Source organism: Actinoplanes sp. SE50/110, from assembly GCF_900119315.1.
Lineage (GTDB): Bacteria > Actinomycetota > Actinomycetes > Mycobacteriales > Micromonosporaceae > Actinoplanes.
Genome location: NZ_LT827010.1, coordinates 3115941 through 3141959, shown reverse-complemented (window position 1 = coordinate 3141959; position 26019 = coordinate 3115941). Strand labels below are relative to the sequence as shown.

Here is a 26019-nt window from a genome sequence, read left to right as displayed (position 1 = left end):
TGACATCGGTAAGATCGCCGATCGGCCTAGGGTGGGAGGTGCTATGACGACGCAGGACCAAGCCGCCGAGGCCATCGAAACCCGACCCTGTTCCCACTGTGGGCGACCCGTTCCGCAGCGGGCCTCCGCCGGCCGGCCGTTCCGGTACTGCCGGGACAACGACGGTGAGTGCCAGCGCGCCTCCCGGAATGTCCGGATGCGGCACCGGTCGTCGCCCGGCCTGGCCGGGTCGGTCGCCCGGACCTGGGAAGTGGTGGACCGCCTCGACCAGATGGTGGGGACGCTGACCGAGGCGCTGCATTCGGAGATGTCGCCGGCCGGGGTGGAACGCCAGGTCGCCGAGGTGCGGGCGGAGACGTCGCGGGCGGTGGCGGCCGCGCACGCCGAACGCGACGATGCTCGGCGCGACGCGGAGCAGGCGGCGACGGCGACGGCCGCGGCGCAGCAGATCGCGGCGGCGGCCACCGCCGAACGGGATGAGGCGCGGCAGCGGGCCACCGCGGCGGAACGTGCGGCCGAGGAGGCCGGCAAACGGGAGCAGGCGGCGGGGGCGGCCCGCGACGAGGCGGTGCGGGCGGCCACGGCCGCGGCGGCGCTGCGCGAACGGGCCGAGGCGGAACGCGACGCGGCCGGCACCGAGCTGGCCGTCGCGCGGCGCGAGGTGCAGGAGATCAAGGAGCAGCGGGACACCGTCGAACGCGATCTGGCCGCGGCGCTCCGAGACCACAACGCATTGCGGCGTACGTCGGAGCAGGCGGCCGCCCGGTCCGAAGAGCAACTGGCGGCGGCGCGGGGTGAGGCGGAGCAGGCGCGGGAGGCGGCCGGGCAGGCCGAACGCCGGGCGCAGGCCGCCGAACAGGCGGGTGCGGAGGCTTCGGCGCGGGCCGAGCGGGCGCTGGCCGAGGCGGCGGCCCGGGCGGAACGGGCGGTGGCCGAGGCGGGGGCTCGGGCCGACCGGGCCGCGGCCGAGGCGGGGGCGGTGCGCGAGGAGCTGGCGGGGGTGGTGGCCGAGCGGGATGGGCTACGGCGTACCGCCGCGGAAGTTGATCGTGCTCGGGAAGATCTGCGCCGGGCCGGTGAGGAACGGGCGGACCTGGAGCGGCGCCTGGTGGCGGCGCGGGCGGACGCGGACGCCGCGCATCAGCGGGTGGCTCAGCTGACCGGTCAGGTCAGCGACCTGGCGTCGGCGCTGGCGGCGCTCGGCACGAGCCGTCCGGCGGCGGCCGCACCGGCGCAGGCCGCATCGCCGGAGGCTTGAACCGACTCCCGGAGCGGTCCCGCATTCTCCTTTATCGACCGGAGCAGCCGCCCGGCTCCTGCGGCCGGAACGGCTGCCGGATGTCCGGACTGTGACCGGATGGTGGGGTGCCGGACGTCCCGGCTGTGACCGGATGGTGAGGTGCCGGTTGTGGCAGCCTTTGGCAAAGGTCGCCGCCGGCGGTGCCGAACAGGAGGGGGAACGGCGACCCGGATCGCCACCGCCTGATCACGGTACGGAGGGGATCGGCGGGGTTAATAGGTGGTGAACGGCGCGAGTGACCGACATCGCAGCACCCGAAGATGTGTCAAATGGGCGCAATTTGGACCAAGGTCCACTTCGCGACCGTTCAATTTGCGGTGTAAGGTCGCCAGCCGGTTACGCTCATAGCGTTACATCGCCTTTACCGGGCGGGTAAAAGACCGATAGAGACTCGGCGGGCGCAGGAATCCGGCGGCCGCCCCTTTCGTTACATCAACGAGAGCAGCACCACGAGCGAGGGGAAGCCGATCATGGGCGAACGCATGCTGCGCGGCAGCCGTCTAGGCGCAGTCAGCTACGAGTCCGACCGTAACACCGAGCTGGCGCCCCGACAGACCCGTGAGTACCTGTGCGTCAAGGGTCACCAGTTCGAGGTCCCGTTCGCTGTCGACGCCGAGGTGCCCACCACCTGGGAGTGCAAGTTCGACGGCAGCGTGGCCCGGCTGGTCGACGGCAGCGAGCCGGAGCAGAAGAAGGCGAAGCCGCCGCGCACCCACTGGGACATGCTGCTGGAGCGCCGCTCGATCGCCGAGCTGGAGGACATCCTCAACGAGCGCCTGCAGGAGGTCCGCACTCGCCGCGGGCGCTGACCGACACCCCACCGATAGACGACGAACGGCCGCCCCCCTGAGGGGGCGGCCGTTCGCATGTGCCGGGGTCAGCGGACGATTTCGCCCTCGATGGCGGCGGCGGGGTGGCGCGGGGAAGGCGGGAAGCCGGCGTCGACCACCGAGGAGTTGACCACCGTCGGGTCGTCGACGCGGACCCGGACCTTGCGTGGGCCGAACAGGTCGCCGGTCATGCCGGCGCCGAGGCGGCGCTCGGCGAAGCGCTCGACACCGCGGCGGGCCATGCCGCGCAGCGGGGGCAGGAGCAGCAGGACGCCGGCGATGCCGGTGACGAAGCCGGGCAGGGCCAGCAGCAGCGCGCCGCCGAGGCCGACGAGGGAGCCGGTCACCTCGGCGCCGGGCGGGCGGCCGGCCGCGGCGGACTGCTGGAAGGCGCGCCAGCCGCGGATGCCCTCGCGGCGCAGCAGTGCGAAACCGGCCAGGGTGAAGGCTGCCAGCAGCAGGAACGCCCAGCCGGCCCCGATCAGGTGGGCCACGGTCAGGAAGACGGCGACCTCGGCCAGCGACAGCAGCGGTAGGGCGAGGGACAGGCCACGGCGCATCAGGAGACCTCCGGTTCAGTGGTGCCCCTCCAGCATGACACCGGAACCTGCGACCTGCCTGAGTGCGCCCGGCCCGCGACGCGGGCCGGGCAACGCGGGAGCGGACGATCGGGCCGGCCCGTGGGGCCGGCCTCGGTCGTCACGGCCAGGTCTGTTCCTGCCGGGGCTTGCGGCCGAGCAGGGTGAGCAGACTCTCCTTGCGGGCCTGCGCGCCCCACACGGTCACCCGCAGCAGCTGTTCCTTGAAGATGTTGCCGCTCATCTTGCTCACGCCGTGCTCGCGTTCGGTGAAGGTGATCGGGACCTCGACCAGCTTGAACCCGCCGCGGTAGGCGCGCCAGGCCAGTTCGACCTGGAAGGAGTAGCCGGTGGAGGCGACGGACGGGACGTCGATGGCGTCGAGGACGGTCATCCGGTAGGCGCGGTAGCCGCCGGTGGCGTCGCGGAACGGCATGCCGAGGGCCATCCGGATGTAGATGTTGCCGCCGCGGGAGAGCAGCAGCCGGCGCATCGGCCAGTTGTGCACGCTGCCGCCCGGGATGTAGCGGGTGCCGAGCACGGCGTCGGCGCCGCTCAGCGCGTCGAGCAGCCGGGACAGCTCCTCGGGGGCGTGCGAGCCGTCCGCGTCCATCTCGACGACCGCGTCGTAGCCCTTGTCCTTGGCCCAGGCGAAGCCGGCCTTGTAGGCGGCGCCGAGGCCCTCTTTGCCCTGGCGGTGCAGCACGAAGATGTGGTCGTCGGCGAGGGCGAGCTCGTCGGCGATGGCGCCGGTGCCGTCGGGCGAGTTGTCGTCGGCGACCAGGATGTCGACCTCGGGCACCGCGGCGCGGACCCGCCCGGTGATCAGGCGGACGTTGTCGGCCTCGTTGTACGTGGGGATGATCACGAGGACCCGGCCCACTCCCGGGTAGCCTTCCACCTCGGTCAACGTTCCTCCACGCTCATGTCGTCGTCTGTGCTGGGGACCGGCCGCCGACGGCGCAGGGGCGCGGCGCCGGCCAGTGCGATGACGGCCAGCCCGACCGCGATCGCCTCGGGCCAGATGCCCGAACGAGTCGCCAGCGTACGCGTAGCCCCGAGGGACATTTTATGCACCACCACTTTCGCGGTGTTGAAACCCGTCGCGCCGTGCACGTCACCCCGGGTATCGACGAAGGCGGACACCCCGACGGTGGAGACCATCAGCGAGTCCATCCCGTGCTCGACGGCGCGCAGCCGGACCATGGCGAGCTGCTGCCGGGCCTCGCCCACGTCGAAGGTGGCGTTGTTGGTCTGCACGGCGAGGATCTGGGCGCCGCCGGTGACGGTGTCCCGGACGATGCCGTCGTAGGCGACCTCGAAGCAGATCACGTCGCCGAGGGTCAGCGAGCCGGTGCGGACCACCCCGGAGTGGTCGCCGGCGAGCATGTTCTTGACCATGTCGACCCGGTCGGTGACCAGCCGGGCGACGGAGCGCAGCGGCATGTACTCGGCGAACGGGACCGGGTGCTGTTTGACATAGGTCTGCGCCAGGTCGGGCCCGGTGTCCGGCAGCCAGAGCAGGCCGGCGTTCTTGATATCGGCCGGCTTGTCGGTGCGCAGCACCGCGCCGACCAGGATCGGCGCCTTGATCGCGGTGGCGGCCGCGGAGATCTCGGCGGACGCGTCGGTGTTGCGCAGCGGGTCGATGTCGCTGGCGTTCTCCGGCCAGACCACCAGGTCGGGCTGCGGCTGGCGGCCGGCGGCGACGCCGGCGGCCAGCTGCCGGGTCGCGGTGACGTGGTTGTCGAGCACGGCGCGGCGCTGGGCGTTGAAGTCGAGGCCCAGGCGCGGCACGTTGCCCTGCACGATGGCGATGGTGCGGGTCGCTCCGGCGGGGGCGGTCAGCGGGATCGCGGCGGGGCCGCCGATCAGCAGCCCGAGGGCGGCGGCGAAGCCGGCGGCGGGCAGCAGGGTGGCCGCGGTCCAGCGGCGCCAGGCGAGCGCGACCAGGGCGCCGCCGGCGGCCGCGACGGCGAAGGTGACCAGCGGGGCGCCACCCCAGGCGGCCAGGCGCAGCGTGGGCGCGTCGCCCTGGCTGAAAGCGAGCCGGCCCCACGGGAAGCCGCCGAACGGGGCCCGGTCCCGCAGCGCCTCGTCGGCGACCCAGATCAGGCCGGTCAGCGGCGGCCAGAGGGCCCGTCGGCGGTCGGTGAGCGGGGAGAGCCAGGCCCCGGCCAGCCCGGCGAGCCCGATGATCAGGGCTTCGGCCAGGGACAGCAGCGCCCAGGGGGCGAAGCCGGCACCGATCCGGGTCCATGCGAGCAGCGGGAAGAACAGCACCAGGCCGGTGACGAAGCCGAGGCCGAGGCCGGCCCGCAGGCGGCGGCGGTGCACGGCGGCGGCGAGCAGCGCGACCCCGACCGGGGCGAGCCACCACAGGTCGTACGGCGGGAGGGCGAGCAGCAGCGCCGCACCGGCCGCGACGGCCAGGCCGAACGCCACCGGCAGCCGCAGCGGGGCGGGCGCGCCGGCCGGGCGCGCGTCGCCGGGCTCGGGAGCGGCGAGTTCGGGCGGCGGCATCGTCATTTCCACGCCAGGCAGGCTACCTGCCGGTTCGCTGTTTTCCGGTCGGGCGGCAAGTCGCAAGACCGTACCGAAAAGCTGACCGAAAGCTGGCGGAGGGGCACGGCGTCCTACGGCCGTGCCCCTCGGGGTGTCTCCTGTCCCTCTCACGTCCGGGGCACGAGGCGGACCTCCCGCTGACCTTCGGACCGACTCGCCGCGGGCTGGCTGCCCGTGTCGTGCCGTTGTCTACTGGCCAGGCTCGGCTCGTCTCGGCTCCCGGTCGCGACCCGGTCCGCGCCGCCCGCGCACCCCGACCCCCTGGACCTGGCTGAACGCGCGACCCCTGCGAGGACTGCACTGCGGCCAGTGGGTTAGGGAACGAAGCGGATCACAGTCGCCTACCGTGAAACAGGACCTGAAGACGGTACGTCCGGACGGGGGAGGTCTGTCAACCGGCTGGTCCCCATTCCGGCGTGTCGTGTTTCCCGGCGTGTCATGATCCACGTCACAGCAGTGTCTGCAGCAGTGCCCCGGAGACGGCCGGATGGTCCGTGGCCAGCAGTCCGGCGGCGGCCAGCACGTACTCCTTGTCGATCACCGTCCGCGCCCGGTCCGGCAGCGCCCATCCCCCGGCCGTATCGTGCAGCACGGCATCCAGCACGTGATCACCACCCCCGTGCCGGAGCACTCCCCCGGAGCCGACGACCAGCCGCACGTCCCGCAGGTCGCGGCCCCCGGTGCGCGGCTGTCCCGGCCCCGCCGAGTGCCCCCGGGCGTGCCGCCGCAACGCGATCCGGGCCGCGGTGGCGGCCAGTTCCCGGTCCCCGGCCGGTTCCGGCAGTTTCTCGGCGACCGCGGCTTCCCGGGTTCCCGCGGCGCCGACCGCCACCCCCAGGTCGCCCTCCACGGTGCGGGCCCGCCACAGGGTTCCGGCCACGTCGCGCCGCGGCCCGGTCTCCAGTTCCGCGTCGGGCACGAGCGCCGAGTACACGTCGGTGGTGGCGCCGCCCACGTCGACGACCAGGACGCCCCCGGCGGCCCGGTCGGCGAGCAGTTCGACCCCGGCGAGCACCGCGTCCGGGGTCGCGTACCGGACCATCGACGCGAAACGGTTGCCTCGGGACAGCCGTTTGCCGCCGATCACGTGCCGCAGGAACACCGCCCGGATCGCCGCCCGGGCGGGCAGCGGGTCGAGCACGCCGATGCGCGGCAGCACGTTGCCGGTCTCGGTCACCGGCACGCCGCGCTCGCGCAACAACCGGGCGGCTTCCGCACGTACCTCGACATTGCCGGCCAGGACCACCGGAATCCGCAACCGGTTGGCGGCCAGGCGCCGGGCGTTGTGCAGCAGCACCTCGCCGTCGCCGCCGTCGGTGCCGCCGACGAGCAGCACCACGTCGGGGCGGGCCGCGCGCAGCGCGGCCACCGCCGCACCGGTGAGCGGACCGGCCGCGACGTGCACCACCTGGGCGCCGGCCGACAGCCCGACCCGGTGCCCGGCCTCCGCGGTGACCAGGCTCTCGTAGCCGACGACGGCGAGCCGCAGCCCGCCGCCGGCCGACGAGCAGACGTAGAGCGGCGCGCCCGCACCGTCGACCGCGGCGACCGCGGCGGTCAGACCCTCCAGGACGTCCGTTCCGGACGTCGTCGGCACCTCGGCCCGGCTGATCAGTTCCGCGCCGCTCAGGTCGATCTTGGCGGATTTGGTGTACGTCGATCCGACGTCGACGCAGACCGCAGAGTTCACGCCTTGGGCGGCACGACGACGGTGCCGGTCGCCGTGACCGCGACGATCGGTTCGGCGAGCACCTGCGCGCCGGATCCACCGGTCCCCCGGCAGACGACCACCGACCGGAACTCGATCCGGCGGCTGCGCGTGCCCATGTGCACCACCGTCGCGGTGATCTCCAGGACGTCACCGGCCTGCACCGGGGCGGTGAACTGCACGTCGTCGTAGGAGGCGAACAGCCCCTCGTCGCCGTCGAGCTGGATGCACACCTCGGTGGCGACGTCGCCGAAGAGCCCGAGCGAATACGCCCCGTCGACCAGGTTCCCGGCGTAGTGCGCGTGCGAGTAGGGGACGTAGCGGCGGTGCGTGACGGTGATCAATTTCTGCTCTCAATCAGGGCGTGGACGAGGTAGGAGGCCACTTCGCGGGGGGTGGTGCCGCGGCCGAAGATCCGGTCGACGCCCAGTTCCTCGGTCATCAGCTCGTCGAAGCGGGGGCCGCCGACGATCAGCAGCGGACGTTTGCCGGCCGGCAGCGCCTCCCGGAAGGCGGCCGACATGGCCTTGGTGTTCTGCAGGTGCGCGTCGCGCTGGGTGACCACCTGGGAGACCAGGACCGCGTCGGCCTTCTGCGCGCGGGCGGTCTCCACCAGGTCGGGCACCGACACCTGGGCGCCCATGTTGGTCACCGACAGCTCGGAATAATATTCCAGGCCCTTCTCGCCGGCGATGCCCTTGAGGTTGAGGATGGCGTCGATGCCGACGGTGTGCGCGTCGGTGCCGATGCAGGCGCCGACCACGTTGAGCCGGCGCCGCAACCTCCGCTTGATCACCGCGTTGACCTCTTTGGCGGACAGCAGCGGGAAGTCGCGTTCCACGACCTGCACCTGCTCGGTGTCGACCAGGTGGGTGACCTTGCCGTAGACGACGAAGAAGGTGAAGCCGCCGCCCATCTGCTTGGCGTGCACCAGCATCGCCGGGTCCATGCCCATCTTGCCGGCCAGCTGCAGGGCGGCGCCCTCGGCACGTTTGTCGTGCGGGATCGGCAGGGTGAAGGAGAGCTGCACCATGCCGTCGCCCGTGGTGTCGCCGTAGGGGCGGATGATCACAGCATCTCCTCGACCGGGTTGTAGTAGTCGGCTTCCTGCTTCGCGACGCCGTCCAGGCCCTTGCCGCGGTCGGCCGGGCGCTTCATCAGGCCGAAGGTGCCGTCCGCGATGGCATCCATCAGGGTGTCGTCGACGATGCGTTCGAGCAGGTCGATGGCCTCGCCGAGGACCTGGTTGGCGCGGCCGCGGATGAACGGGCCGGGGGTGAAGTCCTCGTGCAGGTTACCGGCGCCGTTGAGCACATATTTCACGTTCTGCAGCGCGATGTCCCGATCGGACAGCCAGGGGGTCACGACCGCCTCGGTCATCATGCCGACGAGCAGGATGCCCTGGCCGGTCAGCGCGCCGGCGAGGTTGAAGAAGCCGTCGAGGAGGTTGCCGCGGAACACGTCACCGGTCATGTGCTTGGTAGGTGGCATCCACTTCAGCGGCGCCTCGGGGAACAGCTCCCGCGCGAGCAGGGCGTGCGCCAGCTCCAGCCGGAACGAGTCCGGCAGATCCGGATTGATCTCGAAGGCGTGCCCCAGGCCGAGCTGCCAGTCCGCCAGCCCCGCCTCGTGGGCGAAGAACTCGTTGAGCAGCTGGGACACCGTGACCGTGTGGGCGGCCTCGACGGCGTCCGCGGTGGTCAGGTAGTTGTCCTCACCGGTGTTGATGATGATCCCGGCGCGGGCGTGCACCTGCCGCGAGAACCGCTGGTCGACGAAGGTCCGGATCGGGTTGATGTCGCGGAACAGGATGCCGTACATCGAGTCGTTCAGCATCATGTCCAGGCGTTCCATCCCGGCCAGCGCCGCGATCTCCGGCATGCACAACCCGGACGCGTAGTTGGTCAGCCGGATGTATCGGCCGAGCTCGCGCGAGGTCTCGTCGAGCGCCGCCCGCATCAGCCGGAAGTTCTCCTGCGTCGCGTACGTCCCCGCGAACCCTTCCCGGGTCGCCCCCTCCGGCACGTAGTCCAGCAGCGACTGCCCGGTCGACCGGATCACCGCGATGATGTCGGCCCCGGCCCGCGCCGCCGCCTGCGCCTGCGGGATGTCCTCGTAGATGTCGCCGGTGGCGACGATCAGGTAGATCCACGGCCGCTGCTGCGGATCCCCGTACCGCTTGATGAGTCTGTCGCGCTCGGCGCGCCGGCGATCGACGATCTTGAGACCGTTGGCGGCGGCCTTCTTCGCCAGCCGCCGGGCGGCGGCGATCTCCGGCTTCTTCTCCGGTACGCCGAACCGCACCGCGCCCGCGGCCGCCTTCTGGGCGAGCACGGTGAGGTCGTCCACGCCCGTGGTCAGCGCCGCGTGGCAGACCGGCACGGCCACCCCGTGGCCCAGCCCGACATCCGCGCGCACGGCGTCGACCAGGCGGTTCACCCAGGGGATCCCGTCCGAGTCGGCACCGTGCACGCCGGCCAGGCGCAGCACTGCCCGCTCCACCGACACGGTGGTGTGCGACCGCGCGAGGTCGACGACGGGCTGCCCGGCCTTGGCGGCGAGCGCCCGCGCCCGCGCGACGATCCGCGGGTCCAGATCCAGCTTCCCGGCCAAGTGTTTCGCTCCTAAATCTCGTGAATCGTGTCGCCGTGCAGCACGGTGCGCCGGCAGACCGGCCGTGCGGGGACGGCCCCGTCGACATCCGGCAGCAGGGCCGGCAGTCCCTCGTGCAGGCCGCCCGGGGTGTCCCAGGCGGCGAAGGTGGCGGAGGCGCCGGGCGCGAGCACGCCGGCGCCGCTGATCCCGGCGGCCCGCCACCCGCCGCGGCTGGCGGCGGCGAACGCGGCCCGAACCTTCATCCGGTAGACCGGGTTGCGCGGCGCGATCGCCGCGACCACGGTCGACCACGGGTCGAGCGCGGTGACCGGCGAGTCCGAGCCGAAGGCGAGCGCCACCCCGGTGGCGTGCATCGCCCCGATCGGGTTGCTGGCCAGGGCGCGGTCGGCGCCGAGGCGCTGCGCGTACATCCGGTCGGCGCCGCCCCAGAGCGCGTCGAAGACCGGCTGCACCGAGGCGGTCACCCCGAATTCGACCATCCGGGCGATCATCGCCTTGTCGATCAGCTCGACGTGCTCGATCCGGTGGTTGCCCTCCCGGATCCGGTCGACGCCGACCTGCTTGGCGGCGAGCGCGAAGCCCTCCAGCACGGTCGCGATCGCGGCGTCGCCGATCGCGTGGAAGCCGCCCTGGAAGCCGACCCGGATGCAGTCGAGCAGGTGCTCGGCGACCTGCTCGGCGGTCAGGAACGCCTCGCCGCAACCGTGGTCGCCGTCGCGATACGGGGTGCGCAGCGAGGCGGTGCGCGAGCCGAGCGCCCCGTCCGCGTACAGGTCGCCGGCCGCGCCGTGGGCGCCCAGCTCACGCGCCTTGTCGGCGCCGCCCAGCTCGCCCCAGAACCCGTACACCTCGGGAAGGTTCTGCCCGGAGAGGCGCAGCACCGACTGGAAGTCGGCCTCGCTGGAGGTCCCCGGACCGCCGCACTCGTGCACCGCGGCGATCCCGGCGGCGGCGGCCGTGCGCAACGCGGTCCGCTGCGCGTCGGTCCGCTGCTCCGGCGACAGCGAGCCGAGCGCGACCGCCCGCACCGCGTGGTGCGCGTGCTCGCGCACCCACCCGGACGGGTCGTAGCCGTCGACCCCCTCGGCGGCCGGCAGCAGCGCCGCGCTGACCAGCGCCGAGTGCACCGACGCCTGGGTCAGGTAGACCCGGCGGCCGGCGGCGGCGCGGTCCAGCTCAGCCGCGGTCGGCAGCCGCTGCTCGGTCCAGGTCGACTCGTCCCAGCCCTGCCCGTGCACCACCGCGCCGGCCGGCCTGGTCCGGGCGAACCGCTCCACCGCCGCCAGCAGCTCGCCCGCCGAGCGGACGCCGGACAGCTCCAGTCCGTCGGCGGCCAGGCCGGTGTCGGTGACGTGCAGGTGCGCGTCGACGAACGCCGGGGTGACCAGCGCACCGTCCAGGTCGACGGTGCGGTCGGCGGCCGGCGCGTCGGCGGTGTCGCCCAGCCACGCGATGGTGCCGCCGCGGACCAGCATCGCGGTGGCGCGCGGCTCGGCGGCGGAGTAGAAACGACCGTTGGTGTAGCGGACCGAGGGAAGCGTCATGCGGATCAGTCTCCCGCTATCCGCTTCTCGAACAAGCCACGGACCGCGTGGGTGGTGCGCAGCAGGTCGACCGCGAAGTCGGCGTGCCCCGGCACGTACCCGTTGCCGACCAGCATGGTCACGTCGGCGGCCAGCCCCTCGGCACCGAGCGCGGCCGCGGCGAAACTGGTCGCCATCGAGAAGAAGATCACCGTGCCGCCGGGCTTGGTGGCCAGGATCGCGCCGTGCTCGCAGCCCGGCACGTCGACACAGACCACGGTGATGTCGGCGGTCGCCTTCTCGGCGACCTGCACCGGATTGCGGGCATCGGCGATCGCGATCTCGTCGGCCACGCCCGCTTCGCTGAGCGCGGCCCGCTCCGCCTCCGAGACGACGATCGCGGTGGTACGGGCACCGGCCCGTTTCGCCGCGGCCAGACTCAGCGATCCACTCTTGCCGGCCCCGCCGAGCACCAGCACGGTCGGGTCCTGATACTTCCGGACGATCCGGTCGGTGAGCGCGGGCGCCCCGCACACGTCGTAGACCGCGAGCGCCAGCTCCGGCGGCAGGTCGTCGGGCAGCACGCCGACGATCGAGCGGCCGAACAGGATCGCCGTGCCGTCCGCCGGCACCTGCTCGGACAGCCCGTCCCAGCCGGCCAGCCCGTCGGTGATCCGCAGCGGGGTGAGGGTCAGCGAGACCAGCGTCGCCACCCGGTCGCCCGGCTTGATCGGCAGCGGCGACTCCGGCCCGACCTCCTCGACCACGCCGATCAGCATGCCACCGGAGCCGGTCACCGGGTTGTGCATCTTGCCGCGCGTGCCGACGATCTCCAGCACCTCGGCGCGGATCGCCGCGCCGTCCCCCGCATGTTTCTCCCCGAGCTGCCGATAACTGGCGGCGTCGAGGTTGAGCCGCTGCACCCGGATGCGCGCCTCGTCCGGCCCGATCTCCGGGCTGGCGTCCAGCCGCCACGCGGCCTGCGGCAACACGCCACTCGGCTCGAGCACCCGGCCCAGACCCACCGATCCCGCCATCAACAGCCCCCTCACACTAAACACTGGCCCCTAGCGGCCCCACTACCGTAAATCTTTCGTGCCCCGGGTTTCTAGACCGAAGATTCTCCAGTACGTTAGTGCACCTGATCAGATCTTAAGGAAGGGGTCGCGGTGGTTGCCGAGCTCGACAGCGGACAGCCTTACGAGTACCAGCGGCGTGAGCTGGTCGAGCCGGATTGGACCCGGTTCCCCGGTTGGCGGGACGTCACCGCCGCCCAGTGGCAGTCCGCCCAGTGGCAGCGGGTCAACTGTGTGAAGAACGTCAAGCAGCTGCGCACCGTCCTCGGTGACCTGGTCGACGAGTCGTTCTACGCCGACCTGGAGAAGGACCAGGCCGAGCTGGCGACCATGTCGATGCTGCTCCCGCCGCAGATGGTCAACACGATGGTGCCGCACCAGGTGCCGGACACCGCGTCGTTCTACGCCGACCCGGTGCGCCTCTACATGCTGCCGGTCGCCTCGGACCGGCGCCGGGACTGGCCGTCGCACCCGAACGCCAGCCGTGACTCGCTGCACGAGCACGACATGTGGGTCGCCGAGGGCCTGACCCACCGCTACCCGACCAAGGTGCTCGCCGAGCTGCTCTCCACCTGCCCGCAGTACTGCGGGCACTGCACCCGGATGGACCTGGTCGGCAACAGCACGCCGGCGGTCGCCAAGCTGAAGCTGGTGCAGAAACCGGTCGACCGGTACGCGGCCCACCTGGACTACCTCAAGGCCCACCCGGGCGTCCGGGACGTCGTGGTCTCCGGCGGCGACGTGGCGAACGTGCCGTGGAAGCAGCTGGAGGCCTACCTGATGGGCCTGCTGGCGGTGCCGACCGTCCGGGACATCCGGCTGGCCACCAAGGCGCTGATGGGGCTGCCCCAGCACTGGCTGCAGGACGACGTGGTGGAGGGCATGCACCGGGTCGCCGTGACCGCCGAGCGGCGCGGCGTCAACCTGGCCGTGCACACCCACGTCAACCACGTGAACTCGCTGACCCCGACGGTCGCCCGCGCGGTCCGCACCCTGCTCGAGGTCGGCGTCCGCGACGTGCGCAACCAGGGCGTGCTGATGCGCGGCGTCAACGCCACCGCCGGCGACCTGCTCGACCTGTGCTTCGCGCTGCAGGGCGAGGCCGGGATCCTGCCGTACTACTTCTACATGTGCGACATGATCCCGAACGCGGAGCACTGGCGGGTCCCGGTCTGGCACGCCCAGCAGCTGCAGCACGACCTGATGGGCTACCTGCCCGGTTACGCCACCCCGCGGATCGTCTGCGACGTGCCGTTCGTCGGCAAGCGCTGGGTGCACATGGTCGCCGAGTACGACCGCGAGCACGGCATCTCGTACTGGACCAAGAACTACCGTACGTCGATCGAGAAGGACGACAGCGAGGCGTTGAGCAAGCTGTACGCCTACTACGACCCGATCGACACGCTGCCGGAGAGCGGCCAGGACTGGTGGCGCAAGCAGTCCCTCGCCGGCGCCTAGGGACAAAAGTGCGGGCCTCCCGGATCGGATCCGGGAGGCCCGCACTTCGCTGCGGTGACGACGCGGCTCAGCTGAGCGCGTCGCGCACGTCGCGACCGGCGTCCTTCACGTGCTCGCCGGCCTGCTTGGCGTGCGCGGCGGCCTCCTGGGCCTCGCCCTCGGCGTACAGGCGCTGGTTGTCGGTCGCCTCGCCGAGGCCCTGCTTCGCCTTACCGGTCAGTTCCTCGGTCTTGTTCTTGACCTTGTCGGTGAAGCTCATCAGTCAACCCTCCCGGGGTCGTGTCGTCTCGGGGTGCCTCTGATCTTGTATTTCCCCGAACCGGCCGATCCCGAAACCGACCCGGGAGAGTCGCACCCGCCGTCTGCGCCGCGCTCAGGAACGCGAAATATGATCGCGCTCGTGGATCACGAAGCCACCTCCTTCGGGTCGGCCGCCGGCACCTACGAGCGTGGCCGGCCGCCGTACCCCGAGCCCGCGCTCGACTACCTGCTCCCCGGGGGCCGCGCGCGCGTTCTGGACCTCGGCGCCGGCACCGGCAAGCTGACCCGGCAGATCCTGGCCCGCGGCCTGGACGTGGTCGCCGTCGACCCGTCCGAGGGCATGCTGGCCGAGCTGCGCCGCACCGTGCCCGACGTCCCGGCCCACCCGGGCACCGCCGAGCGGATCCCGTTGCCGGACGCTTCGGTCGACGTGGTCCTGGTCGCCCAGGCCTGGCACTGGATCGACCCGGCCCGCGCCGTCCCCGAGATCGCCCGGGTGCTGACCCCGGGCGGCCGCCTCGGCCTGATCTGGAACCTGCGCGACGAACGCACCGACTGGGTGCACCGGCTCGGCACGATCATCGGCCATGAGGCGCCCCGCGGCACGACCATGGGTCCGCCGTTCGGCCCGGTCACCACCGCCACCTTCGGCTGGACGCACCCGGTGCGGGCCGGCGAGCTGCTGGACCTGGTCGCCTCCCGGAGCCGTCAGATCCTGCTGCCGGCCGACGAGCGGGCCGCCGTGCTGGCCCAGGTCCGCCAGCTCACCGCCACCCATCCGGCGCTGCTGGGTCGCGACTCGTACGCGTTCCCGTACGTCACCCAGTGCGCCTACGCCGACCTGCCCGCCTGACGCCGCACCGGTGATGGCCGGGCGCGTCGCGCCCGGCCATCACCACTTCCCGCTCCTCGCTCAGGAGTCCAGGTCGAGCAGCGGATCCAGACTGAGCAGCGACTCCAGGGTGGCCAGCACGGTGCCCGCACCGTCCTCGATCCGGTGACCGCCGTGCCGCAGCGGCACGATCCGGATCTCCCGGCCGCCGACCCGGCCCATGTCCGCGCTCAGCCGCAGCATGCCGTGGGTCAGCACCGGAAACAGCCGGCGAGCCCGCGGCGAACGGTGGACCGCCGCGAGAAGCGGCCGTTCGTCGCGGTACTCCGGGGCGGCCAGCAGCGACCGCCACTGCGCGGCGACCATCTCGTCGTCGCCCGCGACGTCGGCGAACTCGCCCGCGGTGACGAACGGGAACCGGGCGCTCACCGCCGCCGCGCTCTCCCCCGCCAGCCAGGCCAGGATCACCCCGGCGACGGGATCGAGCTCCGGTGCGGCGCCGCTGACCCAGGTGGCCCGATAGTCCGACCGCCGGATCTCCACGTGGAAGAACCGTTGCTCGGCGCCGACGCTCACCTCGCAGCCCCCGTGCGGCGCGTCGATGCTCGCCGACCAGCGGGCCGACGACTGCTCCAGGGCCGGGCCCAGATCCACGTCCCGGGCCGCCGCGGCCCGGCGCAGCGCCTCGGCGAGCCCGCCGGCGCGGACCACCTCGGGATACAGCTCGGCCATCCGGTCACTCATGGGAGCCCACCTCACAGACATTTGCAGCTCGTCGGCGGATCGGTGAACCAGCGCTGCGGGGTGATCTTCGACCAGTCCGGCTCCTCGACGACGATCTTCGTCATCTTGCCGTTGACCAGCTTGTAGAAGTTCACCGACGACCAGGTCCGCTCACCCCGGATGATCGCCGTCGCGATCCAGCTCATCTCCAGGTCCGTGGCGCCACCGACGCCCTCCATGCCGACCCGCACCGATTCGACGAAGCTACCCATCTCCTCCATGTTGACGTGCAGGGTCACGTTGGAATTCCGGATCGCGTCCTTGACCGGGCCCATCCACTCGTCCGGGCCCAGGTCGCCGAAGTGCTCGAAGTTGTTGTCCTTCGCCCACTTGTAGGTGCCGGCCATCTTCTGACCGAGCGCGACGTTGCAGTTGTGCACCAGCACCGGCGTCCGGCCGGCGAGCACGTAGAACGTGTGCAGGTCGGCGACCGTCAGGTTGTGCATCGTCCGCTCGCCGGTGAACGTGCGCACCCGGGCGACGCCCGCCCACCGGCCCGCGCCGACGGTGGCCAGCGCGGTGCCCGGCCGCAGGTCACCCGCGTAGGTCCACTGCCGGGTGCCGGCATTCCAGAACGGGTGTTCCCGCGTGGTGTGCAGCGTGCTCTGCCGGCCGGCCCGGTCCTCGACCGTGACGTCGGCGAGCGCGGTGTCGTCGTTGCGGTGCAGCGCGGTGACCGGCTCCGGCCGGGTGACCCCGGTGATCGGGTCGGTGGCCAGCACCCGGTCGCCCACCCGGATGTCGGCGATCGCCCGGCTGGTGCCGTCGCCGAGCAGGACCCGGGTGTCCGGGGCGAAACTGTTGCGCTTGAAACAGCTCTCCAGGAGATCGGTGAGCCCCTTGAGGACCGGCAGATCCTTCAGGCCACGCAGCGCGTTCTCCACCGCGTCGATGCCCTTGAGACCGATCGCCTTGGACAGCGCCTTCAATTCGTCGGCACTGAAGGTGACCGCCAGCTTGCCACCCACCGCGGTGGTCAGCTCGATGATCCGGGAGGTGGTGACCGCGCCGAGTTCCTTGATCGCGTTGACCAGCTTCTCGGTGCCGAACTTGACGACCCCGGCCGCCATGTCCTTGGCCGACAGCTTGGCGATGTCCCTGATCGCCTGCTTGGCGGTCTGCGCCACGCCGCTCTCAGCGATCTTGGTGATCAGCCCGGTGCCGTCGGTGACCAGGAAGAAGGCCCCGTCGAACAGGGTCTCGCCCAGCGCGTACTTCCAGTTCTTCTTCCAGTCGTCCCAGTGCAGCAGCTGCTTCGGGTCGCTCAGTAGGTCCTTGAAGCCCTTGACCAGCATGTTGCAGGACTTGTCCGAGTTCGGCAGGTAGCTGACCTCGGGCACCGTGTACTCGTCGGTGGCCGCGTCGGTGCCCAGGAACGTGCCGGTCACGCAGTTGCTGGTCTGGATGATCCCCTTGACCATGCCGGCCGCGCCGTCGATGAAGCCCTTCGTGACGTCCGACCCGCCGATGTGGTCGTTGAGCCACTTCGCCTTGTCGTCGATCCAGTCGTTGAGCTTCTTCTCCGCCGCCGCCTGCTCGGCGTTGTACGCCTGCCAGGCGATGTCCTGCAGGGTCTTGGCCATCCGGCCCATGTTCTGCGCGACCGCCCACATGCCGTCGGAGATCGACGTGATCGTGTCGCTGACCTGCTTGATCTTCTTCGACAGCGCTTCCGCGTTGTCCGCCGCCTGATCCGCCTTCTTCGCGAAACCGGCGGCGTTGTTCGCCGCCTGCTGCGCCGAACCGGCGTCGGAACCGGCCTGCTCGGCCATCTCGGCCGCGCCGTCCGCCCACTGCGCCGCCTCCTGCGCGGCGTCGGTCGCCTCGTCGGCCGCCTTGATCGCGCCCTGCGCCTGGGTGGCCGCGTCCCGGGCGGCGTTCACCGCCACCTTGCTCGCCTTGATCGCCCGGTTGGCCGCGTCAGCCGCCTTCTGCGCCGCCACGAACGCGGGCTGAACCTGCGCGGACGCCTTCTGCGCCATCTCCGCCGCGTGCACGGCCGCCGCGTCCGCGTCGTCGGCGTGCCGCTGCGCCGCGGCGGCCTGATCGTCGCCGATCAGCATCGCGTTGCTGGCGATGGCGGCCGCCATCGCCGCGTCGTTGTCGGTGGCCGCGTACGCCGCCGCGAGGTCGACCGCGGACACCGCCGGGTCGGCGATGGCGTTCGCCGAGGTCCGCGCGTCCAGCGCGGCCCGGCCCGACACCTCGGACTGGAACGTCGCGATCGCCGCCTGGCGCACCGCGTCCTGCGCCGACTGGGCGGTCAGACCGGCGTCCGCCCGCGCGGCGGTCGCCTTGTTGATCGCGGTCCGGGCGGTCTGCACCGCCGTCCGCGCGTCGGCGTTCGCCCTGTTCGCGTCCTTGATCGCCCGGGACGCGGCCGCGTTCGCGTCCGCCGCGTCCTGCCGCGCCTGCTTCGCCTGATCGGCCGCGGCCCGCGCGTCCGCCGCCGCGGCAGCCGCCGCCGCGGCCGCCCGGCGGGCGTCGGCCGCCGCCGCGTCGGACTCGGCCTGGGCCGCGTCCGAGGCGGCCCGGGACTGGTCGGAGGCCTTCTTGGCGTCGTCCGCGACGGTCCGCATCCGGGTCGCGTCGTCGCGGATCTTCTGCATCTCCGCGGTGCCCGGGCACCCGTTCGGCGAGTCCGGGTACTTGCAGTTGGTCTCCGCGGCGATCTTGCGCGCCTCGGCGGCCTGCGCCTCGAACTCCTTGGACTTGGTGTTCTCGTTGTCCGCCGACGCCTTCTTGATCAGCGCCTGGGCCCGGTCCGCCTTGTCCTTGAACCGGCCAGCCGCCGCGAGCGCCTCATCCTGCTTCTGCTTGGCCTCGGCGCCCTTGGCCACCACCACGTTCTGCTGCGCGATCGCCCGCTGCGCCGCCGAGTAGGCGTTCAGCGAGTGCTGGATCGCCGCCGCGGTCGCCTCCCGGGCGATCCCCCGCTGCCGCTTCGCGTCCGCGTAGTAGCCGGCCGCGTTGGCGGCGTGCTGGCGGGCGCTGGCCGCATCCTTCTCGGCCCGCAACCGCTGCGCCTTCGCGTCGGCCGCCGCCGCCAGCGCGGCAGCCGCCAGCTTCTCCGCCTTGTCCGCCAGCTTCTCCGCGGCGGCCTGCTCGCGCTCCGCGGCCTGCCGGTACTTCACCGCGTTGTTCGCGTCGACGGTCGCGCTGTGGTCGGCGTCCAGAGCCTTGCCGGCCGCCTCCGTCGCCTCGGCCGCATGACACGCCGTCTCCGCGGCCAGCTTCGCCGCCGCTCCGGCGTCACCCTGCGCCTGGGTCACCTCGGACCAGGCGATGCCGTGGGTCAGGCCGGTCTTCTCCAGCGTGGCCGCCGCGGTAGCCGCCACCCCGGCCTGCGCGGTCACCTGATCGGCGTTGCGCGCGGCCACCGACGCGTCCTGGCACACCTGCACCCGCAGAGCGGACAGGTCGGCGGTGTGCGTCGGCTTGTTCGCCTTCCGCAGCGGCAGATCCGCGGCGTACACGGTGTCGGCCTGCTTGGCGCCCCGGTTGGACAGACCCATCGCGTTGCCGGCCACGGTCAGCAACGACGTCGCCGCCACACTCGCCTCGATGATCTTCTTCTGCGCGTCGGCGGCCTGCTTCGCCCGCTGCGCCAGATTCAGCAGATCGGCGATCGCCTGCGACCGCGCGGCGAGCGCGTCGGTGATCTGCTTCTGCGCGTCCGCGTCCTGCTGGCTGGCCACCTGGTAGCCGTTGAGATAGAAGTCCTCGATCACCGCCGGGTCTTCGCTGTCCAGCGCCGCCTGGCCCAGCTCCTGGACCTCGTAGCCGCCCTGCGCGACCATCTGCTCGACCCGGGCCTGGATCGTGCGGGCCTTGTCCGCCGCGCTCAGCGTGTCCTGTTTGTCGGCCAGGTCCGCCGCGGCCTGCCCGGTCGCCACGAATGCCGCGATCTTCGCGTCGCTGCCCGAGTCGAGTGCCGCCTGCGCGCCCTTGCGCACCAGCGGGCCCCCGGTCTCGGCCCACTCCTGGACCTGCGCCCGGTCCCGCTCGGCCTGATCCCGCTTGCGCTGGTCGGCCGCCTTGCGATAGACCGGCAGACCGTTGTCCAGGAAGTCCCGGATCTTCGCCGCGTCATCGGTGGCCAGCACCGCGGCCGCGGCCGCCCGGACCTCCGGGTCCGCGTCGTAGTCGGCCAGATCCTGGACCAGCATCCGGTCCAGCGCCGCATCGTCGATCGGGTTGTCGGTCGGCAATGCCTCCCGGGTCTGCCCGCCCAGCAACCGGTCCAGCGCCTGCTGCACCGTCAGCGGTGGCGCCGGCGCCACCGCCGGTGCCACCACGCGCGGCACCGCCGCCACCGCCGTCTGCGGCAGGGCCACCGCGGTGGCCACGCCCATCGCGACACCGGCGAGCAGCCGCCATCGTCGTGTCGAACCCATGAATCCATCCCCCGTACGGATGTAGACGTCTACTGCGAAAAAAGGGCAGCCGGCGCGCCTGTCGGCACGCCCGGCAAACCGTCGAAGAAAGCGGGCGTCACCCGCGCAGCGTCAGCCGACCGGCGGCACGGCGCCACCGGGCGCATGCCGTCGTATAGCCAATGTGGAACCCCCGTAGATCGCGCCATCGCCCCACCGGAGCCGATGTGATCGACACATTTCTACCAGGAGTATGTCGTTCTATCGATCCCCGGGGCCGCCGGGAGACAGCCGGGAGACCCCCGCCCCCCGCCCCCGCGGCCGCCGCGGTGCGCACACCCGGCAGGTCGGACGGCCACCCGGCCGCCCCTCCGGTCAATCCAGCTGTGCGGCGAGGAAGGCGAACGCCGCCGGAATCAACGTGCTCCAGTACGTGAAGTCGTGCCCGCCCGGCCCGAACGTCCCCACCGCCGGCTCGCGCGGCAGCACCCGCCGCAACGCCCGCACGCTGCCGTACAGCGGATCCCGGCTGCCGCACCACAATCCCACCGGCGTCGCGCCGAGCCGGTCCGCGTTCTGGAACACCACGTCCCCGGGCACCACCGCCGGGGAGAACGCGGCCACCGCGCGGACGAACCCGGGGAAGGTCTCGGCCAGCAGCAGCGAGCCGTACCCGCCCATCGACCAGCCCCAGGCGACCAGCCGGCTGGTGTCGAAGCCACGTGCCGCGCACCAGGCCGGCACTTCCTCGTGCACCATCCGCTGCGGGTCGTCGCGCCCGTCGGGCTGCCAGGCGAGACGGTCGCCGGTGGCGCCGGCCAGCACGAACGGCGGCGCGCCGTGAGCCACCGCGTCGGTCAGAAAGTGTCCGAGCCCGAGTGCCTCGAAGTCGGCGGGCCGCTTCGATCCGCCGTGCAGCACGAGGCAGACCGGCAGCCCGGTGCCGTCCCCGTGCCCGGCCGGCACCGCGGTGTAGAAGTCGACGGTCGTCCCGCGGGCCTTCGAGTACCGGAGCTCGCAGCGTTCCGGACCGGGCGGCACCGACGGCACGGGCACCGCGGGCACCGTGGCCGGCGCGGATCCGCGGGCCCACAGCCCGCCGGCCACGGCGGTCGCCACGCCGGCGCCGCCGGCGGCCAGCAGAGTTCGTCGCCGCATGGTCCGTCCGCCTCCGCTCGTGCCGGACAGGCTGATGCCCGTGCCGGACGCCTGATGTCCCTGCGGGACAACGCGCTCCGGCCCGAGCCGACACGGGTCCGGTCAATCCACGGCGGCCCGCAACACCCACGAGGTGCGCCGGGGGCGGCCGGGCAGCGCGATCCGCCCGGTGCACCAGAGCAGGGCGGCCACCGGGTCGCCGTCCGGATGCCCGGGAAAGAGCCGACTCAGCACCGCCGCGCAGAGCGCCGCCGGCGGCCGCCAGGCAACACCCAGACCGCCGGCCACGTCGTACGTGTGGATCAGGATCTCGTTGACGCCGAGCGCGGCGAATCCCGACGGGTCGGCCGGCCCCCAGTGCCAGGCCCGGTCGTCCGGCGACGCCGCGCGCAGCTGGGCGCTGAGCAGTCCGGCCGCGGCCGCGATCACCCGCAGGACCTCGCCCGGCGTCGCGCCCGGGTCGACCCGCAGATCCAGCGGGAGATACCCATTGTCGGCCCGGCCGGCCAGCTGGGCGGCGTACGCCACGAGGTCGTGCGCGATGTGCACGGCGGTTTGCCGGCAGGTCCAGTCGAGGTCGCCGGCCCGGGTGGACCAGGCGGGGCCGTAGGCGTACGGCGCAAGCGTGTCCTGCAGCTCTTGAACTGCCGCGTCGACGTCGTCGGCGTTCATCCGACACATCCCCTGACGCGTCCTAGGAAACCAGGCAACAGCCTATTCGGGGGCGATCCTGGGTGGCCGGTTCTCGTAAGGAGTGGACAGCACCACCGTGGTCCGGGTCGTCACATTCGCCGCCGTGCGGATGTCCTGCAGCAGCCGCTCCAGGTCGGCCGGGCTCTTCACCCGGACCAGCAGCATGTAGAAGTCCTCACCGGCCACCGAGTAGCAGGAGTCGATCTCGGAGAGGTGGGCCAGCCGCTCCGGCGCGTCGTCCGGCTGCGACGGATCGAACGGGCGGATCGCCACGAAGGCGGTCAACGGCAGGTCGAGCGCCTCGAACGACACCTTCGCCGTGTAACCGGCGATCGCCCCGCGCTCCTCCAGCCGGCGCACCCGCTGGTGCACGGCGGAGACACTGAGGCCCACCCGCTCGGCCAGATCGGTATAGGTCAGCCGTCCGTCCACGGTGAGGGCTGACACGATCGCCCGGTCGATCTCTTCCACGCCGGTAAGAGTAACGACCGGGTCGCCGGCGCGGCTCAGCCGGTCAGCGAGCGGGCGATCACCATCCGCTGGATCTGGTTGGTGCCCTCCACGATCTGCAACACCTTCGCCTCACGGAACCAGCGCTCGGCCGGATGATCGGCCACATAGCCGTAGCCGCCGAGGATCTGCACCGCGTCGGTGGTCACCCGCATCGCCGCGTCGGTGGCGAACAGCTTCGCCTTGGCCGCCTCGACCGAGAACGGCCGGCCGGCGTCCTTCAACCGGGCCGCGGCCAGCAGCAACGAGCGCGCCGCGGACACCTGGGTGGCCATGTCGGCCAGCATGAACCCGACCCCCTGGAACCGGCCGATCGGCTGCCCGAACTGCTCCCGCTCCCGTGCGTAGGCGACCGCGTAGTCGGTGGCCGCCTGGGCCAGCCCGACGGCGCACGCCGCGATCCCGAGCCGCCCCGCGTCGAGCGCCTGCATCGCGATCGCGAACCCCTGCCCCTGCTCCCCCACCAGCCGGTCGTGTGGGATCCGCGCGTCGTCCAGCACGATCTGGGCCGGAGCCGACGAGCGCAGGCCCATCAGCCGCTCCGGCGCCTGCGGCAGCAGGCCCGGCGTGGCGGCGTCGGCGAGCAGGCAGGAGATGCCCTTGGGGCCGGGGCCGCCGGTGCGGACGAACAGGTTGTAGAAATCCGCGCGGCCGCCGTGCGTGATCCACGCCTTGGTGCCGTTGACCAGCCAGTCCTCGCCGTCCGGCACGGCCCGGGTGGCGAGGTTGCCGGCATCCGAGCCACCCTGCGGCTCGGACAGGCAGTAGGCGCCGAGCAGCTCGCCGCCGAGCATCTCGGGCAGCGCCTTGCGCTGCCGCTCGCTGCCGAAGGCCGCCACCGGGAAGCACGACAGCGTGTGCACGCTGACCGCCTCGGCGATCCCCAGCCAGGTGCCGGCCAGGATCTCCAGAACCTGGAGATAGACCTCGTACGGCTGGCCGGCGCCGCCGTCGCTTTCGGCATAAGGCAGGCCGAGCAGGCCGGAACGCCCTAACGTACGCAGGATCTCCCGGGGGAACTCGCCGCGCGCCTCGTAGTCGTCGACCTTGCCGGCCAGCTCACGGGTGGCGAGCTCACGGGTCAGGTCGAGCAGGTCGTGTGCCTCAGGGGTGGGAAGCAGTCGATCCACGGTCACCCCCTGAGCTTAACGCTCGTTCAAGTTCCGGGACAGCCGGGACGCCGTCTCGCGGTCGCCGAAAATGTCGGAGGGGTGTGGCAGGGTAGGCGCGTGACCCGACCACTGCTGGCCGTCGACGCCCCCAGCCTCTATTTCCGGGCGTTCCACGGCATCCCGGAGAAGGCGGCGCAGACCGACGCCGGCGAGCCGGTCAACGCGATCCGCGGCTTCCTCGACATGATCGCCCAGCTGGTCCGCACCCGGCGGCCGGATCGGCTGATCTGCGCCCTCGACGCGGACTGGCGGCCGGCCTGGCGGGTCGAGCTGGTCCCGTCCTACAAGGCGCACCGGGTCGCCCACGACACCGTCGAGGAGGTGCCGGCCGCACTGGAGCGCCAGGTGCCGGTGCTGCTGGAGGTGCTCGAGGCGGTCGGCATCCCGGCCTTCGGCGTGCCGGGCTACGAGGCCGACGACGTGCTCGGCACCATCGCCGCGACCCAGGCCGCCCCGGTCGAGGTGGTCTCCGGCGACCGCGACCTGTTCCAGCTGGTCGACGACGCGCGGGGCACCCGGCTGCTCTACTGCGGGCGCGGCGTGGCCAAGCTGGAGGACGCCGACGAGGCTCTGGTCCAGGGGAAATACGGGGTGCCGGCGCGGTATTACGCGGACTTCGCGGCGATGCGCGGCGACCCGAGCGACGGGCTGCCCGGCGTCGCGGGCGTCGGGGAGAAGACGGCCGCCCGGCTGATCGAGCGCTACGGCGGGATCGCCGAGATCCTGGCCGCCCTCGACGATCCGGAGGCGGGCTTCGCCCCCGGCGTCCGCACGAAGCTCGCCGCCGGCCGGGACTACCTGGCGAAGGCTCTGCCGGTCTGCCGGGTGGCGCTCGACGTCAAGCTGCCCGACGTGGATCCGGCACTGCCGCGCGAGCCTCGCGACCCGCAGGCGCTGCTCGCCCTCGCCGAGCGGTGGAATCTGGCCGGCTCGGCGCGCCGCCTGGTGGACGCTCTGGCGGGCTGAGATCCGATGGCCGGCGAGATTCTCCCGCGGATCGGCTCGCCGCGGCGCGTCGCGATCGTGACCGGGGGTGGCGCGGGCCTCGGCCGAGAGCTGACCGTGGGCCTGGCCGGGGCCGGTTTCACCGTGGTCGTCGCGGATGTCGACGGTGCGGCTGCCGAGGCGAGCGCGGCCCGCGCCGAGCAGGTCGCGGGTGCGGCTGCGGGTGCGGGTCCACCGGCGGGCGCGGATGCGGCTGCGGGTTTATCGGTGGGCGCGGATGCGGCAGCGGGAGCGGATTCACCGGCGGTGGCCGGCGGGGTGGCGGTCGCGGTCTGCGCTGATGTGACCGATGCGGAGCAGGCGAGAGGTGTGGTGCGGGTCGCGGCCGAGCTGGGCGGTCCGCACGTGCTGGTGAACAACGCGGGCGGGTGGACGCGTGGCGGGCGGCAGTATCCGGACGCGGAGCCGGCGGACTGGGCGGCCACCCTCGCGCTGAACCTGACCGCGCCGATGCTGCTCACCCAGCTCGTCCGGGAGCCGATGCGCCGGCTCGGCGGCGGGGTGGTGGTCAACGTCGCGTCCAGTGCGGCGCGCGGGGACGGCGCCTACGGGTCACCGGAGTATGCGGCGGCCAAGGCCGGCCTGGTCCGGCTGACGACCAGCCTGGCCGGGCTCGACGGGGTGCGGGTGACCTGTATCGTGCCGGATTGGATCGGCCTGGACCGGGCGCACGCGGAGTTCGCCGCGCTGAGCCCGGCCGAGCGGGCGGTCACGCCACCGCTGATCCCGCCGGCTCAGGTGGTCGATGCCGTCCTGGACCTGATCGCCGGCGGCGCGAGCGGCACGGTGGTCGAGCTCCGGGGCGGCCGCGAGCCGATCCCGCGCAGGCCGGCCTGACCGGGGCATTCGAGGCCGCGCCCAGTGGGCGGGCCGGGGGCATTCGAGGCCGCGCCCAGCCGGCGGGCCGGAGGCATCCGAGACCGCGCCCAGCCGGCGGGCCGGAGGCATCCGAGACCGCGCCCAGCAGGCGGGCCGGGGGCCGCCAGGGCTGGTTCAGCGACGGCGGGGCGCCCACCGAGGGCTGGTTCAGCCACGGACGAGGCGCCCACCCGGGTTGATGCTGCGACGGGCGAGATGCCCGCCGCAGTTGATTCCACGACGGGCAAGATGCCCGCCGCGGTTGATTCCGCGGCGGGTGGGGCTGTTCAGCGGCGGGCGAGGCGACGCTCGCCGCCGGCACCCGCCGCGTACGGGAGACCGTAATGGGCGAAGACGCCCGGCTCGTCAGCGGCGAGCAGCTCACCGTCGACATCGATCGACGGGGCGTCGCCGGTCTGCTTCTTGGTCACCTGCACCCGAACGGCGTCCGGTTTGACGGTGGCCCCGCCGAGCGGGACGAAGGTCAGGCGGTGCCGCCCGATGAAGCCGGTGCGCACCGTGACGAATGAGGGTTCGTCGGTCGCCGTGTCGACGTAGACCGCCTCCAACTCTCCGATCTTGTCGCCGTCCCGGTCGATCACATTCTGGCCACGCCAGTCACGCAGATTCTCCGCCGCAAACATGCGGGTGCAGTGCCCGCCGCCCGGGGCACCCAAACGCCGGCGACCCCGATCCCGCCGCTGACACGAACGGGGC

23 protein-coding genes are annotated in these 26019 nt (G+C 72.6%); 6 read left to right on the top strand and 17 right to left on the bottom strand.

Going from position 1 to position 26019, the window contains the following annotated elements; genetic code table 11:
• The first annotated feature begins 43 nt into the window (after positions 1-43).
• Both ACSP50_RS13935 and ACSP50_RS13930 read left to right on the top strand, forming a co-directional pair.
• On the top strand, positions 44-1258 hold the full coding sequence (locus tag ACSP50_RS13935) for a hypothetical protein (protein WP_014689762.1): 1215 nt from the start codon (positions 44-46) through the stop codon (positions 1256-1258).
• Positions 1259-1770: 512 nt separating this feature from the next.
• Entirely contained in the window at positions 1771-2109 is a 339-nt protein-coding gene (locus tag ACSP50_RS13930) for an RNA polymerase-binding protein RbpA (protein WP_014689763.1), read from the top strand.
• Between the two features lie 68 nt (positions 2110-2177).
• Here ACSP50_RS13930 and ACSP50_RS13925 read toward each other — a convergent pair whose 3' ends face one another.
• From ACSP50_RS13925 to ACSP50_RS13885, 9 genes are all read right to left on the bottom strand, one after another.
• Positions 2178-2690 carry an FxsA family protein gene (locus ACSP50_RS13925; RefSeq protein WP_014689764.1) on the bottom strand — a complete coding sequence of 171 codons (513 nt, stop codon included), beginning with the start codon at positions 2688-2690 and terminating at the stop codon, positions 2178-2180.
• 139 nt (positions 2691-2829) lie between these two features.
• On the bottom strand, positions 2830-3618 hold the full coding sequence (locus tag ACSP50_RS13920) for a polyprenol monophosphomannose synthase (protein WP_014689765.1): 789 nt from the start codon (positions 3616-3618) through the stop codon (positions 2830-2832).
• Complete coding sequence (gene lnt / locus ACSP50_RS13915) at positions 3615-5237, bottom strand: apolipoprotein N-acyltransferase (RefSeq protein WP_043511385.1); 1623 nt, start codon at positions 5235-5237, stop codon at positions 3615-3617. Before lnt ends, ACSP50_RS13920 begins: the two co-directional genes overlap by 4 nt.
• Before the next feature lie 484 nt (positions 5238-5721).
• The gene (locus ACSP50_RS13910) at positions 5722-6963 is read right to left on the bottom strand and encodes a glutamate mutase L (RefSeq protein ID WP_014689767.1); all 1242 of its coding nucleotides are present in this window, start codon (positions 6961-6963) and stop codon (positions 5722-5724) included.
• The gene (locus ACSP50_RS13905; protein ID WP_014689768.1) at positions 6960-7325 is read right to left on the bottom strand and encodes a hotdog domain-containing protein; all 366 of its coding nucleotides are present in this window, start codon (positions 7323-7325) and stop codon (positions 6960-6962) included. The genes ACSP50_RS13910 and ACSP50_RS13905 overlap by 4 nt, the downstream gene beginning before the upstream one ends.
• Positions 7322-8014 (bottom strand): OAM dimerization domain-containing protein, encoded by a 693-nt coding sequence (locus ACSP50_RS13900; RefSeq protein WP_231957030.1) that lies wholly within the window; start codon positions 8012-8014, stop codon positions 7322-7324. Before ACSP50_RS13900 ends, ACSP50_RS13905 begins: the two co-directional genes overlap by 4 nt.
• A 35-nt stretch (positions 8015-8049) precedes the next feature.
• The gene (locus ACSP50_RS13895) at positions 8050-9594 is read right to left on the bottom strand and encodes a lysine 5,6-aminomutase subunit alpha (protein WP_014689770.1); all 1545 of its coding nucleotides are present in this window, start codon (positions 9592-9594) and stop codon (positions 8050-8052) included.
• An 11-nt stretch (positions 9595-9605) separates the two neighbouring features.
• A complete protein-coding gene (locus tag ACSP50_RS13890; protein WP_014689771.1) occupies positions 9606-11141 on the bottom strand; it encodes an amidohydrolase in 1536 nt (511 codons plus the stop codon).
• A 5-nt stretch (positions 11142-11146) separates the two neighbouring features.
• A complete protein-coding gene (locus tag ACSP50_RS13885) occupies positions 11147-12157 on the bottom strand; it encodes a Zn-dependent alcohol dehydrogenase (RefSeq protein ID WP_014689772.1) in 1011 nt (336 codons plus the stop codon).
• Between the two features lie 132 nt (positions 12158-12289).
• Between ACSP50_RS13885 and ACSP50_RS13880 the strand changes: the two genes are divergently transcribed.
• Entirely contained in the window at positions 12290-13654 is a 1365-nt protein-coding gene (locus tag ACSP50_RS13880; protein ID WP_014689773.1) for a KamA family radical SAM protein, read from the top strand.
• Positions 13655-13721: 67 nt separating this feature from the next.
• Here the strand turns inward: ACSP50_RS13880 and ACSP50_RS13875 are convergent, their stop codons facing one another.
• Positions 13722-13913, bottom strand: a complete 192-nt coding sequence (locus ACSP50_RS13875) for a CsbD family protein (RefSeq protein ID WP_014689774.1) — start codon at positions 13911-13913, stop codon at positions 13722-13724.
• A gap of 141 nt (positions 13914-14054) precedes the next feature.
• On the opposite strand from ACSP50_RS13875, the gene ACSP50_RS13870 reads away from it, so the two are divergent.
• Positions 14055-14768, top strand: a complete 714-nt coding sequence (locus ACSP50_RS13870) for a class I SAM-dependent methyltransferase (RefSeq protein ID WP_099344067.1) — start codon at positions 14055-14057, stop codon at positions 14766-14768.
• Positions 14769-14828: 60 nt separating this feature from the next.
• Here the strand turns inward: ACSP50_RS13870 and ACSP50_RS13865 are convergent, their stop codons facing one another.
• The 6 genes from ACSP50_RS13865 to ACSP50_RS13840 all read right to left on the bottom strand — a co-directional run bounded on the left by ACSP50_RS13865 (position 14829) and on the right by ACSP50_RS13840 (position 23403).
• Positions 14829-15491, bottom strand: coding sequence for a DUF6193 family natural product biosynthesis protein (locus tag ACSP50_RS13865; protein ID WP_014689776.1), 663 nt, complete (start codon positions 15489-15491; stop codon positions 14829-14831).
• A gap of 11 nt (positions 15492-15502) precedes the next feature.
• A complete protein-coding gene (locus ACSP50_RS13860; RefSeq protein ID WP_014689777.1) occupies positions 15503-19927 on the bottom strand; it encodes a polymorphic toxin-type HINT domain-containing protein in 4425 nt (1474 codons plus the stop codon).
• A 354-nt stretch (positions 19928-20281) separates the two neighbouring features.
• Positions 20282-21064 (bottom strand): alpha/beta hydrolase-fold protein, encoded by a 783-nt coding sequence (locus ACSP50_RS13855; RefSeq protein ID WP_014689778.1) that lies wholly within the window; start codon positions 21062-21064, stop codon positions 20282-20284.
• A gap of 102 nt (positions 21065-21166) precedes the next feature.
• Positions 21167-21736, bottom strand: coding sequence for a maleylpyruvate isomerase N-terminal domain-containing protein (locus ACSP50_RS13850; RefSeq protein WP_014689779.1), 570 nt, complete (start codon positions 21734-21736; stop codon positions 21167-21169).
• Between the two features lie 42 nt (positions 21737-21778).
• Positions 21779-22228, bottom strand: coding sequence for an Lrp/AsnC family transcriptional regulator (locus ACSP50_RS13845; protein ID WP_014689780.1), 450 nt, complete (start codon positions 22226-22228; stop codon positions 21779-21781).
• 35 nt (positions 22229-22263) lie between these two features.
• Positions 22264-23403 carry an acyl-CoA dehydrogenase family protein gene (locus ACSP50_RS13840; RefSeq protein WP_043511389.1) on the bottom strand — a complete coding sequence of 380 codons (1140 nt, stop codon included), beginning with the start codon at positions 23401-23403 and terminating at the stop codon, positions 22264-22266.
• A gap of 93 nt (positions 23404-23496) precedes the next feature.
• Here ACSP50_RS13840 and ACSP50_RS13835 point away from each other — a divergent pair, with 93 nt between their 5' ends.
• Both ACSP50_RS13835 and ACSP50_RS13830 read left to right on the top strand, forming a co-directional pair.
• On the top strand, positions 23497-24405 hold the full coding sequence (locus tag ACSP50_RS13835; RefSeq protein WP_014689782.1) for a 5'-3' exonuclease: 909 nt from the start codon (positions 23497-23499) through the stop codon (positions 24403-24405).
• 6 nt (positions 24406-24411) lie between these two features.
• Positions 24412-25281: an SDR family NAD(P)-dependent oxidoreductase gene (locus ACSP50_RS13830; RefSeq protein ID WP_014689783.1), complete on the top strand. Its 870-nt coding sequence runs from the start codon at positions 24412-24414 to the stop codon at positions 25279-25281.
• A 308-nt stretch (positions 25282-25589) separates the two neighbouring features.
• On the opposite strand, the gene ACSP50_RS13825 is transcribed toward ACSP50_RS13830, so the two are convergent.
• On the bottom strand, positions 25590-25946 hold the full coding sequence (locus tag ACSP50_RS13825; protein WP_014689784.1) for a PRC-barrel domain-containing protein: 357 nt from the start codon (positions 25944-25946) through the stop codon (positions 25590-25592).
• Positions 25947-26019: the final 73 nt, after the last annotated feature.

Excerpts from the sequence above, each read along its gene's own strand:
- ACSP50_RS13935 (WP_014689762.1), top strand. The coding sequence starts at position 44 with ATGACGACGCAGGACCAAGCCGCCGAGGCCATCGAAACCCGACCCTGT.
- ACSP50_RS13930 (WP_014689763.1), top strand. The coding sequence starts at position 1,771 with ATGGGCGAACGCATGCTGCGCGGCAGCCGTCTAGGCGCAGTCAGCTAC.
- ACSP50_RS13925 (WP_014689764.1), bottom strand. The coding sequence starts at position 2,690 with ATGCGCCGTGGCCTGTCCCTCGCCCTACCGCTGCTGTCGCTGGCCGAG.
- lnt (WP_043511385.1), bottom strand. The coding sequence starts at position 5,237 with ATGACGATGCCGCCGCCCGAACTCGCCGCTCCCGAGCCCGGCGACGCG.
- ACSP50_RS13900 (WP_231957030.1), bottom strand. The coding sequence starts at position 8,014 with ATGGTGCAGCTCTCCTTCACCCTGCCGATCCCGCACGACAAACGTGCC.
- ACSP50_RS13890 (WP_014689771.1), bottom strand. The coding sequence starts at position 11,141 with ATGACGCTTCCCTCGGTCCGCTACACCAACGGTCGTTTCTACTCCGCC.
- ACSP50_RS13885 (WP_014689772.1), bottom strand. The coding sequence starts at position 12,157 with ATGGCGGGATCGGTGGGTCTGGGCCGGGTGCTCGAGCCGAGTGGCGTG.
- ACSP50_RS13875 (WP_014689774.1), bottom strand. The coding sequence starts at position 13,913 with ATGAGCTTCACCGACAAGGTCAAGAACAAGACCGAGGAACTGACCGGT.
- ACSP50_RS13865 (WP_014689776.1), bottom strand. The coding sequence starts at position 15,491 with ATGAGTGACCGGATGGCCGAGCTGTATCCCGAGGTGGTCCGCGCCGGC.
- ACSP50_RS13860 (WP_014689777.1), bottom strand. The coding sequence starts at position 19,927 with ATGGGTTCGACACGACGATGGCGGCTGCTCGCCGGTGTCGCGATGGGC.
- ACSP50_RS13855 (WP_014689778.1), bottom strand. The coding sequence starts at position 21,064 with ATGCGGCGACGAACTCTGCTGGCCGCCGGCGGCGCCGGCGTGGCGACC.
- ACSP50_RS13850 (WP_014689779.1), bottom strand. The coding sequence starts at position 21,736 with ATGAACGCCGACGACGTCGACGCGGCAGTTCAAGAGCTGCAGGACACG.
- ACSP50_RS13830 (WP_014689783.1), top strand. The coding sequence starts at position 24,412 with ATGGCCGGCGAGATTCTCCCGCGGATCGGCTCGCCGCGGCGCGTCGCG.
- ACSP50_RS13825 (WP_014689784.1), bottom strand. The coding sequence starts at position 25,946 with ATGTTTGCGGCGGAGAATCTGCGTGACTGGCGTGGCCAGAATGTGATC.